Below are 11,403 nucleotides of genomic sequence, written 5' to 3'. Positions count from 1 at the left end.
GGCACCGACACCCCCGTCATCACCCTCGACGCCCGCCGCCGCGACAGCGCCAAGAGCGCCCTCATCACCCTCGTCGAACACGCCCTGCTGGCTCGACTGCGGTGACCCGGACGCAGGTGGCCCGTCGGACTTCACACGAAGTCCGACGGGCCACGGGCGTTCCGGGGACCGGTTACTCGGCGGGCTCCAGGCCGGCCCGGATCAGGCCGTAGGTGTACGCGTCCTCCAGCGCCAGCCAGGAGGCGGCGACCACGTTGTCGGCCACGCCCACCGTCGACCAGCTGGCGGCGCCGTCGGTGGACTCGATCAGCACCCGGGTCTTGGAGCCGGTGCCGTGCTGGCCCTCCAGGATGCGGACCTTGTAGTCCACCAGCTCGAAGGTCGCCAGCGGCGGGTAGATGCCCTCCAGGGCCGCGCGCAGCGCCTGGTCCAGCGCGTTGACCGGGCCGTTGCCCTCACCGGTGGCGATCCGGCGCTCGCCCTTGGCCCACAGCTTGACGGTGGCCTCGTTGCCCGTGAAGCCCTTCGGGCCCTGTTCGCTGATGGTCCGCCAGGACTCCAGGGTGTAGAAGCGGTCCCGGCTGCCGCGCACCTCGTCGCGCAGCAGCAGCTCGAAGGAGGCGTCGGCGGACTCGTAGGTGTAGCCGAGGTTCTCCTGCTGCTTCACCTTGGCCACCACCCGGCCGGCCAGGTCCCGGTCGCTGGAGAGGTCGTAGCCGAGCTCCCTGCCCTTGAGCTCGACGGAGGCCCGGCCGGCCATGTCGGAGACCAGCATCCGCATGGTGTTGCCGACCCGCTCCGGGTCGATGTGCTGGTACAGGTCCGGGTCGACCTTGATCGCGGAGGCGTGCAGGCCCGCCTTGTGGGCGAAGGCCGAGAAGCCGACGTACGGCTGGTGGGTGGAGGGCGTCAGGTTGACCAGCTCGGCGATCGCGTGCGAGATCCGGGTCATCTCGGCCAGCCGGCCCGCGGGCAGCACCCGGCGGTCGTACTTGATCTCCAGCGCGCCGACCACCGGGAACAGGTTGGCGTTGCCGACCCGCTCGCCGTAGCCGTTGGCGGTGCACTGCACGTGGGTCGCGCCGGCGTCCACCGCGGCCAGGGTGTTGGCCACCGCGCAGCCGGTGTCGTCCTGGGCGTGGATGCCGAGCCGGGCACCCGTCCTGGCCAGCACGTCGGCGACGGCCTCCCGGACGCCGGCCGGCAGCATCCCGCCGTTGGTGTCGCAGAGCACCACCACGTCCGCACCGGCCTCGTACGCGGTGCGGACCACCGACACGGCGTACTCGGGGTTCGCCTTGTAGCCGTCGAAGAAGTGCTCGCAGTCGATGAACACCCGCCGGCCCTGGGAGCGCAGGAACTCGACGCTGTCCCGGACCATCTCCAGGTTCTCGTCCAGGGTGGTGCGCAGCGCGAGCTCCACGTGCCGGTCGTGCGCCTTGGCCACCAGGGTGATCACCGGGGCACCGGAGGCGACCAGCGCGGCCAGCTGCGGGTCCTCCGCCGCCTTGCCGCCGGCCCGGCGGGTGGCACCGAAGGCGACCAGCTGGGCGTGCTCCAGCTCCAGCTCCGTGGCGGCGCGGGCGAAGAACTCGGTGTCGCGCGGGTTGGCCCCGGGCCAGCCGCCTTCGATGAAGCCGACCCCGAACTCGTCCAGGTACCGGGCGATGGCGAGCTTGTCCGCCACCGTCAGGTTGATGCCCTCCCGCTGTGCTCCGTCGCGCAGCGTGGTGTCGAACACGTGGAAACTGTCGTCGGTACGGGTGACCTCGGTCATGACCCCTGGTTCTCCGTTTCGGGGAGGTAGGTACTGCTCTGCCGGACTTGTCCCGGCTCCACTGTCCATGATCCCGCGCGCGGTCCCGGTGTCCCCGGGCCCCTTGTGAGGGCCCTCGGCCGGTCCGGGGAAACAAAAAGACCCCTCGCGGGTGCGAGAGGTCTGCGCGCGGGTCTGGACGCTCGTGGTCGCTCCGCATCGGGTCGTGCGGGAAGCGGTCACTGCGGACCGGCGCGCCTGCTGCCAATAATCAGCGAAAGCGAGGACACGCTTGCAGTCTGGCACAGCCGCCCGGCATCCGGCCCGCCCGTCTCGCGATGCGGGACGGGCGGGCCGGGACGCGGCAAAGGGAGTCGGACGGGGCCGGACGGGGCCGGACCGGGGTGCGACGATCAGACGATCTTGTGCAGCCAGTGGTGGGTGTCCGGGGTCTGGCCGCCCTGGATCGACAGCAGGGCCTTGCGCAGCTCCATGGTGACCGGGCCGGGCTCGCCGGTGCCGACCGTCCAGTCGGCGGCGGCGGACTTCACCGAGCCGACCGGGGTGATGACGGCGGCGGTGCCGCAGGCGAAGACCTCGGTGAGGGTGCCGTCGGCGTTGCCCTGCTGCCACTCGTCGGTGGAGATCCGGCGCTCCTCGACCGCGTAGCCCAGGTCGGCGGCCAGCTGGAGCAGCGAGTCACGGGTGATGCCGGGCAGCAGCGCGCCGGACAGCTCCGGGGTGACGATCTTGGCGTCCTTGCCCTCGCCGAAGACGAAGTACAGGTTCATGCCGCCCATCTCCTCGACCCACCGGTGCTCGGCGGCGTCGAGCCAGACCACCTGGTCACAGCCCTTCTCGGCGGCCTGGGCCTGGGCGACCAGCGAGGCCGCGTAGTTGCCCGCGCACTTCGCGGCGCCGGTGCCGCCGGGGGCGGCCCGGACGTACTCCTTGGACAGCCAGACCGAGACCGGCTTGATGCCGCCCTGGAAGTAGGCGCCGGCCGGCGAGGCGATGATCATGAAGAGGTAGGAGTTGGCCGGGCGGACGCCCAGGCCGACCTCGGTGGCGAACATGAACGGGCGCAGGTAGAGGCTCTGCTCCGGCTCGTTCGGCACCCAGTCCTGCTCCTGGCGGACCAGCAGCTCGACGGCCTCGACGAAGGTCTCCACCGGCAGCTCGGGCATGGCCAGGCGACGGGCCGAGGCCTGGAAGCGGGCGGCGTTGGCCTCCGGGCGGAAGGTGGCGATGGAGCCGTCGGCCTGGCGGTAGGCCTTCAGGCCCTCGAAGATCGCCTGGCCGTAGTGCAGGGTCATGTTCGCCGGGTCGATCTCCAGCGGCGCGTACGGCGCCAGCTGGGCGTCGTGCCAGCCCACGCCCTCGGTCCAGCGGATGGTGACCATGTGGTCGGTGAAGACCCGGCCGAAGCCGGGGTTGGCCAGCCGGGCCTCGCGCTCCGCTGCGGGCAGGGGCTGGGCGGAGGGCTTGAGGTCGAACGTGATGGGCGCCTGGGTGGCCGTGCTCATGGCTGTTTCCTTCACCGTGGGGTTGGTCGGGCCGCCACCGCTGCAGATACGTTTCGGCGGAAGTCGCCGAAACGGACGCACAGCGGCACGACCCACTGTCGATACTCGCATCCAGGGGGCCGTGCCGAACAGCTGTCCGCCCATTTTTCGAGGGCTGCAAGCTGCGGTTATGCGGTCCGGCCCGCCGGGCCGGAAACCTTGTCGGATCCGGCCCGTCAGCCGGAACTCCGCTCTCGGATCCGGCCCGTCAGCCGGATACTCGGGCGGCGAGCGCGTCGCCGACCTGGGAGGTACTGCGGGCGCCGGCGCGCTCGGAGAGGTCCGCCGCGACGGCGGCCTCGACCTTGGCGGCCTCGGCGGCGAAGCCGAGGTGCTCCAGCAGCATCGCGACCGACAACACGGTGGCGGTCGGGTCGGCCTTGCCCTGGCCGGCGATGTCCGGCGCCGAGCCGTGCACCGGCTCGAACATGGACGGGAACTCGCCGCTCGGGTTGATGTTGCCGCTCGCGGCCAGGCCGATCCCGCCGGTGACGGCGGCGGCCAGGTCGGTCAGGATGTCGCCGAACAGGTTGTCGGTGACGATGACGTCGAACCGCTCGGGCTGGGTGACGAAGAAGATGGTCGCCGCGTCGACGTGCAGGTAGTCGGTGGTGACCTCGGGGAACTCCTTGCCGACCTCGGCGAAGATCCGCGTCCACAGGTGCCCGGCGTGCACCAGCACGTTGTTCTTGTGCACCAGGGTGAGCTTCTTGCGCGGCCGCGCCTGCGCCCGGCGGTAGGCGTCGCGCACCACCCGCTCGATGCCGTACGCGGTGTTCAGGCTGACCTCGGTGGCCACCTCCTGCGGCGTCCCGGTGCGCAGCGTTCCGCCGTTGCCGACGTACGGGCCCTCGGTGCCCTCGCGGACGACCACGAAGTCGATCTCCGGCTGACCGCCCAGCGGGGACTGCACCCCGGGGAAGAGCCGGCCCGGACGCAGGTTGATGTGGTGGTCGAAGGCGAACCGCAGCTTGAGCAGCAGCCCCCGCTCCAGCACGCCCGAGGGAACGCTCGGGTCGCCGATGGCGCCCAGCAGGATCGCGTCGTGCGACTTCAGCTCCGCCAGCACGTCGTCCGGCAGCGTCTCGCCGGTCCGGTGGTAGCGCCGGGCCCCGAGGTCGTACTCGGTGGTCTCCAGCTTCACGTCGGCGGGAAGCGCGGCACCCAGGACCTTGAGGCCTTCGGCCACCACTTCCTGGCCGATGCCGTCACCGGGGACAACTGCGAGACGAATGGTGCGAGACATGCTCGGACCCTACTCCGCCGTCCCAGGTGCTGACATCTTGCGTCCACCATGCGGACGGTCAGGCCAGGTCGATCTCGATCTCGAACGGCTGGTCGACCTTCAGCTGCTTGTGATAGATCCCCGCAACCACATAGCCGCGCGTGGAGGGATCGAGTTCATAGACATAGACGACCGGTTTTCCGTCGTCGTCGCTCTCCACCCGCCAGAAATGCCTGATCCCCGCAGCCGCGTACTTTCGAGGCTTGGTGTCCCGGTCACGCTCCACGGACTCCTCGGAGACGACCTCGACCGCCAGCAGCACGTACTCCGCATCGCAGAAGGTCTGCTTCGGGCCGGTGACTCCTCGCTCGTCGACCACGAGGAGGTCCGGTTCCGGACGGTTCCGACGATCCAACCGCACCGTCATCTCCCGCCAGACGTCCCACCCCTCCGGCACGGCACCTTCCAGGGCGCGTTCCAGCCTACGGAGGGTGCGCATGTGAAACGCGGTCTGCGGACTCACGAAGATCAGGCTCCCGTCGAGCAGCTCGGTGTGCGGCGGGAGATCAGGCAGCCGGTCAAGATCCTCTGCGGTGTAGCCACCAGCAGGAGGCCGAATCCAGTCGGGGTACGGCGCGATGCTCATGGTTCCTCCCATACGGGCATCCTGACGGCCCTCTCAGGCTACTCGGCAAAGCTTCCTGGGGCGCCACTCCTTCGACGGAGCGCGGGTGGCGCGGGGTGCACCGGGGCGTGCTTAGGGTGGCGAGGTTCGGCAGTGGTCTGATGGAACGGGGTGCGGATGGGCGAGCGGCGGCGGGAGGTGCTGGTCTGCGGAGGTGCGGCGGGGCTGGCGATGGGCGGGTACGGCCTGGCGACGGCGGCGCGCGGGCAGTGGCCGGCCGGCGCGGAGGCGGTCGCCGTCCCGTACCACGCGCACCTGTGGGACCTGCTGCACGGGCAGGCCACCGGGGACCTGCTGGTCAACTGGAACAGCGGCTACGGCGCCCCGTTCCTGGCGGACTTCTTCGCCTACCTGATGAATCCGTTCTCCTGGCCCACCGCGCTCCTCCCCCGCGACCAGGGCCGGCTCGCCGTCCTGCTGGTCACCCTGGCCACCATCGGCCTCGGCACCGCCCTGATGACCCGGCTGCTCGGCCGTCTGCACCCCGGCCCGCGCCGGCTGCGGGCGCTCGCCGCCGTCGGGTACGGGCTGTGCGCCTGGGTGCTGGACGTCGGCGGGGCCGCCCCGATGTGGCTCTGGGGCCTGGTCTCGCTGCCCCTGCTCGGCCTGGCCGCCGACTGGTGCCTGCGCGAGCGGCACTGGGTGGCCGGCGCGCTGTGCGTCGCGCTCGCCTGGGCGGGCAACCTGTACACCGCCGCGTCGGCCACCCTGGCGGCCGGACTCCTGTTCGCCGTCCGGCTGTTCGCCTCCCCGTGCCCGTTCCGCCACCGGGTCCGGGCCATCGGCCGGGCCGTCACCGTGGCCACCGCCGGGGTGCTGCTCGCCTCCCCCGTGCTGTTCGTCGCGGTCCTGGCCGCCCGCCGGGCCCAGCCGGAGTCCCCGGTCGAGCCGCTCGGCCCGTCCGGGGTCGGCGCCCACCTCGCCCGGCTGCTGCCCGTCACCCACGGCGGGCAGCAGCTGCCGGACGTGGCGATCGGCGTCTTCGGGCTGCTGGTGGTGTGCGGGCTGCCGTTCAACCGGCGGGTGCGGCTGCGCGAGCGCGCCCTCTGGTGCGCGGCGCTGGCGGTGGTGGCGGCCGGCTTCGTGTGGACCCCGACCGTGCTGGTCTGGCACGGCCTGGCGATCCCGGTCGGCGGACCGTACCGGGTGGCCTTCGTGCTCAGCGGGCTGCTGGTGCTGGCCGGCTGGGTCTCGCTGGCGCACCGCCCGGACCGGCTCACCGTGCTGGGCGGCGCCGCCGTGGTAGCGGTGATCGCCGGCCTGGCCGCGGGCCGGCACGCGGTGCGCCCCGCCACCTGGGTGCTGCTGGGCGTCGGCGTGGCCGTCCTGGCGGCCGCGCTGTGGCTGCTGTGCCGCCGGCACCCCGACCGCCGGGCGAACACCCTCGCCACCTGGGTGATCGGCGGCGCGGTGCTGGGCAACGCGGTCTGGTCCGGGTACGCGGTGCTCGGCGCGGCCCCCTCCGACCGCGTCTCCCCGGCGGCCGTCCGGGCCGGGCACGCGGTGCTGCGCGCGGCCGCGGACTGGCCGAACGGCCGCAGCGACCCCGGCCAGCACGTCTTCACCCCCAACGACCCGCTGCTGCTGAACGGCCAGGGCGGCGGCTACTACAGCAGCTACCTGCCGACCGTCACCGCGCTGCTGCTGCACGACCTCGGTGCGGGCTGGACGGCCGGCGGACGGCAGACCGCGAGCGTCACCGACCCGGTCGGACAGGCGCTGTTCGGCGTCCGCACCCACCTCGACGACACCCATCTCGACGACACCCATCTCGACGACACTCGCCCCGACGACGCTCACCCCGACGGCGCCGAGCCCGGTGCGTCGCCGCGCGCCTCCACCCCCGTCCGGGCGGCCGCACCGCCGCTGGTCACCGTGCTGCTCCCGGGCGCCCGGCCGGAGACCTCCTCGGTCTGGTCCCGGCAGGAGTCGTTGCTCGGCAGCCAGGTGTACGACGCCCCGCTGCCCGTCCCGGCGGGCGGGCCGACGCCCACCCTGCACGGCACCAGCGGCTGGTCGGTGCCGGGCGGCGAGGAGGGCACGGTGTTCACCGCCGCCTGCACCCCGGGCGGGACGGCCTACTTCCACGGGGTCTGGTACCGGGGCACGGTCAGCGGCCTCGGCACCCGGTACCGCAGCGACGGCGAGCAGCCCACCACCGCCGTACCGATCCACCGGCTGGGAACCGTCCCGGCGGACGGGGTGGTGCGGGTGACGCTGCGGTCGGACGTGGTGAGCCAGGTCCCCGCCCGCCCGATCGGCTGTCTGCGGGCCGGCGCCCTGGAGGCCGCCGTCGCCCGTCTCACCGCGACCGGCGCCACCCGGGTGGAGGCCGGCGGGCACACCCTCACCGCGGCCCTCCCGGCGGGTTCCACCGGCACCGCGCTGATCTCCGTCCCCGCCACCGAGGGCTGGACCTGCGCGGTGGACGGCGGCCGCCGCACCGCCCCCGCCTCCGTGCTCGGCATGATCGGCGTCCCCCTGGGCGACGGCGCTTCCCGCATCGCCTGCGCTTTCCACCCGCCCGGCCTCACCGAGGGCCTCCGCGTCGCCTCCGCCACCGCCGCCGTCCTCGTCCTGGTGGCCGTCTTCGCCCGGCTCTCCCGCCGCCCCACCCGCGCCCTGCGCCCCACCCGCGTCCCGCGCCGCGACCGACCCCGGGCGGCGCAGACCGCCGGAACGTGACGGGGGCGGCCCACCGGTGTCCCCGGTGGGCCGCCCCGCTGCCCGGTGGTCACGGCAGGTCGAGCACCTGGGCCCGCCGGTCGGCCCGGTTGCGGTGGTACAGCAGCAGGAGCCGTGAGGTGTCGCCCTGCGCCCGGTGCACGTCCAGGACGGTGCCCGGGCCGGCCGGGGCCGGCACCGCGGCGGGCCCGGTGAGGCCGACCCGTACGGTGAGCGCCGGGTGCAGGACGTCCAGCGGGACGGACGGGCTGGTGCCGCTCAGCCCGATGGCGGAGAGGGCCTCGGCCACGTCCGGCGTACCGCCCCCGGTGTAGCCGGTCCAGACGCCGTAGCGGACGGTGCTGTGCCCGGGCGCGACGCCGCGCAGGGCGCTCAGCCGGACGGGCAGCACCAGGACGTCGCTGTCCAGCAGCCCGGTGTCGGTGTCGCCCCAGTGGGCGTTGAGCGGCTGGACGTCCAGTTCGGCGCCGGTGCGGGCGTCCAGGGCGCGGGAGACCAGGACATCGCTGCCGCGCAGCCGGTCGGCCTTGAGGATGACGTCCGTGCTGCCGTCGCCGTCGGTGTCCAGCGCCACCCGCACCCCGTACAGCCCCACCGGGGTGGCCGCGGGAGCCCACAACTGCGCTCCCACGTACAGCAGTTCGGAGTCGACGGCGGCACCGGCCGCGCGCAGGTCGGCGGACCGCTCGCCGGGGTGCTCGACGCAGACCTCCTGCGCCGGGTCCGTCTCCTCCCGCGCGCCCCCGGGCCGGATGCCCGCACCCGGCACGACCGCCGCACCGCTGCCGCCGGGCGGGCAGTCGGGCCAGCGGACCCCCACGCCGCCGAGTGCGAAGCCACTGACCAGCCCGGGTTGTCCGCCGGGCGCGGCCCGGCCGCCGAGGGCGACCAGGGTGCCGTCCCGGGCGGTGCGGACGGTGGCCGTCGCCGTGAGGTCGCCGGTCGGCTGCGGGGCGGCCAGCACCGGGACCCGCAGCTGCGGCAGCCGGGCGTCCCCGACCGGTGTGAGCAGCACCCGGCCGGAGAGCTCGCCCCGGTAGCTGCGGGCCCGGTCGCCCTGCACGGTGGCGATGGTCGGGTCGGGCGCGCGCCCCAGCTCCCCGGGCACGGACAGCGTCACCCTCACCCGCGCGGTACCGCCCGCCGGGACGTCCACCCGGGCCGGCGTCACCTGGTACGAGGCGCCCGGGACTTCGGTCGCCGCCGCGTACGAGGTGCGGTAGGTCAGCGGTGCGCCCGAGGTGTTGCGCACCTCGATCTCCCGGGCCACCGCCGTCGGCCCGGCCATCTCGACCGGCCCGAAGGAGACCCCGACGGCGCCCTCCGCGGCGCCCTCCCCCGCCGCGTAGGCGACGGCGGGGGTGCGGACCGCCCGGTCCACCCGGACCCGCCCGGCCCCGGTGCGCTCGGGCCCGTAGACCGGCCCGCTGCGGCCGTCGCCGAGGAAGGTGTCCACGGTGGTGTTCATCAACGCGGCCTTGACCTGTTCGACCGGCCAGTCCGGGTGTGCGGCGCGGACCAGCGCGGCGAGCCCGGCCACGTGCGGGCTGGCCATCGAGGTGCCGCTCTCGCGCTGACCGCCGGTGCCGCTGCCGACCAGCGAGGACCAGATGCTCTCGCCGGGGGCCGCCAGGTCGGGCTTGACCACGCCCGGCACGCCGATGCCGCGCGAGGTGAAGTCGGTCAGGGTGTCGACCCGGGCCGGCTGGTCCTGCGCGACGGAGCCGTGCAGCGTGTTGCCGGGCGCGGCGAGCCGGACCTGCACCGGCCCGGCCGCCGCGGCCTGACGCAGCCGCTCGCCGTCGGCGTGGGCCAGCAGCGCGGCCGGGATGCGGTCGTTGCCGGAGATCTCGGCGAGGTGGTCGGAGTCGGCGGCGTACAGCGCCCCGATCGCGCCCGCGTCGGCGGCGTGGCCGGCGCGCGGCCCGGAGTTGCAGGCCCGGTCGGCGTCCCGGGTGCGCCAGGCGAGCAGCGCGATCCGCCCCTTCAGCCGCTGCCGGTCGGCCTCGCTGAAGCCGGTGCAGCCGTCCGACTGGTCGGCGGGCAGGGCGAGTTCGCCGCTGACGTCGGCGGTCGACCAGCCCTGGTAGCGCTCGCTCCAGTGCGCCGGGACGACCCCGGCCTGCGCGGCGGGGGCGAGCACGGTGATGCCGTCCACGTCTGCGTGCCCGTGCACCGAGGCGGCGACGGTGATCGCCCGGGCGGCGGTGCCGGGGCTGCCGCCGATGCCGTACACGTCGCCGTCGTTGCCCGCCGCCGCGACGACGACGGTGCCCAGCTCGGCGAGCCGGTCGACGGCCAGGGCGTCGGTGTCGTCGGTGCTGCCGAAGTGGCTGCCGAGCGAGAGGTTGACGACGTCCAGCCGGTCGCTCAGGTCGCCGTCCCCGTTCGGGTCGGCGGCCAGGTCGAGCGCCTCGGTGACCCGGTCGGTGGAGCCGTCGCAGCCGAACACCCGGATCGCGTACAGCTGCGCGTCCGGGGCGGTTCCGGGGCCGATCCGGAAGCCGGCCGGGTCGAGCCCGGGCCCGTACGGACCGCTGTACGGGCGGCCGTCGGCGGTGACGCCGTACCCGGCCGCGGTGCCGGCCACGTGGGTGCCGTGCCCGTTGCGCACGCAGTCGATCGGGTTGTCGCTGGGGTGCGGCACCGGCTGGTGGTGCGGGGAGGCCGCGTCGGGGTCGTAGTCGTCGCCGACCAGGTCCTTGCCGCCGACCACCTTGGCGTTCGGGAACAGCGCGGCCGGCGCCGGCTTGCCGCGCTCGACCGAGCGGAACGCCTCCTCGGTGCCGGGGCCGCCGAAGTCGGCGTGGGTGTAGTCGATGCCACTGTCGATGATCCCGATCCGCATGCCCCGGCCGGTGCCGGCCGCCGGGTCGCCGGCCCAGACCTGCGGGGCGCCGGTCAGCGGGACGGAGTGGGCGTTGTCGCGTCGCTTGGCGACGATCGGGTGGACGGCCCGGACGCCCGGCAGCGCCCGCAGCGCGGGCAGCCGGTCGACGGGCGCGCTGACCGCGAGGCCGGCGAGCACGGTGCGGGTGCGGTAGAGCTCGCGGGCCGCGGGTGCCGCCCGGCGGACGGCCCCGGCGAGCAGGTCGAGCGCGTCCCCGGCCCGGGCCCGCTGGGCCGCGCCGGCCTGCGCGGCCTCCCGGCGGACGGCCTCCGGGGAGCGCTGGGCCCGCCGGGCCCCGTCGGCGGCGCGCCACCAGGCGGGGCCGGCCGCCTCGGTGGTGAGTTCGAGCAGGACGGAGGCCGTTCGGCCCGGCCCCGGCGAGCCGGCGGCGGGTGGCCCCGCCGATGGAGGTCCCGCGGCGGGCGGGCCGCCCGCCGCCGGGGTGGCGGCGAGGACGGCGCTTCCGGCCAGCAGGACCAGGGTGAGGCCGATCCGGGCGGCGGGTCGGCGGACGGGTGGCAGACGCACTGGGCCCTCTCCCCCGGCAGGGGGACTGATCCGCACTCCGTGTCGCTGACGTCCGCCCACGCGAACGTC

Annotated in this window: 6 protein-coding genes and 1 pseudogene; 2 read left to right on the top strand and 5 right to left on the bottom strand. The window is 74.6% G+C overall.

Annotated elements, in window-relative coordinates; genetic code table 11:
- Window positions 1–105, top strand: a pseudogene (locus tag AB0O11_RS07735) (ATP-binding protein); the annotation flags it as partial.
- 67 nt (window positions 106–172) lie between these two features.
- Here AB0O11_RS07735 and cimA read toward each other — a convergent pair.
- The 4 genes from cimA to AB0O11_RS07715 form a co-directional block, all read right to left on the bottom strand.
- The gene (gene cimA / locus AB0O11_RS07730) at window positions 173–1,777 is read right to left on the bottom strand and encodes a citramalate synthase (RefSeq protein WP_363382947.1); all 1,605 of its coding nucleotides are present in this window, start codon (window positions 1,775–1,777) and stop codon (window positions 173–175) included.
- Between the two features lie 392 nt (window positions 1,778–2,169).
- On the bottom strand, window positions 2,170–3,282 hold the full coding sequence (locus tag AB0O11_RS07725; protein WP_363382944.1) for a branched-chain amino acid aminotransferase: 1,113 nt from the start codon (window positions 3,280–3,282) through the stop codon (window positions 2,170–2,172).
- Between the two features lie 247 nt (window positions 3,283–3,529).
- Window positions 3,530–4,567, bottom strand: coding sequence for a 3-isopropylmalate dehydrogenase (locus AB0O11_RS07720; RefSeq protein WP_363382942.1), 1,038 nt, complete (start codon window positions 4,565–4,567; stop codon window positions 3,530–3,532).
- Between the two features lie 58 nt (window positions 4,568–4,625).
- A complete protein-coding gene (locus tag AB0O11_RS07715) occupies window positions 4,626–5,192 on the bottom strand; it encodes a Uma2 family endonuclease (RefSeq protein ID WP_363382939.1) in 567 nt (188 codons plus the stop codon).
- A 156-nt stretch (window positions 5,193–5,348) separates the two neighbouring features.
- Between AB0O11_RS07715 and AB0O11_RS07710 the strand changes: the two genes are divergently transcribed.
- Window positions 5,349–7,916 (top strand): YfhO family protein, encoded by a 2,568-nt coding sequence (locus tag AB0O11_RS07710; RefSeq protein ID WP_363382936.1) that lies wholly within the window; start codon window positions 5,349–5,351, stop codon window positions 7,914–7,916.
- Window positions 7,917–7,965: 49 nt separating this feature from the next.
- Here AB0O11_RS07710 and AB0O11_RS07705 read toward each other — a convergent pair whose 3' ends face one another.
- A complete protein-coding gene (locus tag AB0O11_RS07705; protein WP_363382934.1) occupies window positions 7,966–11,334 on the bottom strand; it encodes a S8 family serine peptidase in 3,369 nt (1,122 codons plus the stop codon).
- Window positions 11,335–11,403 lie beyond the last annotated feature (69 nt).

The sequence above is a fragment of the Kitasatospora sp. NPDC093102 genome, assembly GCF_040683915.1.
Lineage (GTDB): Bacteria > Actinomycetota > Actinomycetes > Streptomycetales > Streptomycetaceae > Kitasatospora.
The sequence above is the reverse complement of the archived record's forward strand: the minus strand, read 5'-3'. Positions and strand labels throughout refer to the sequence as shown.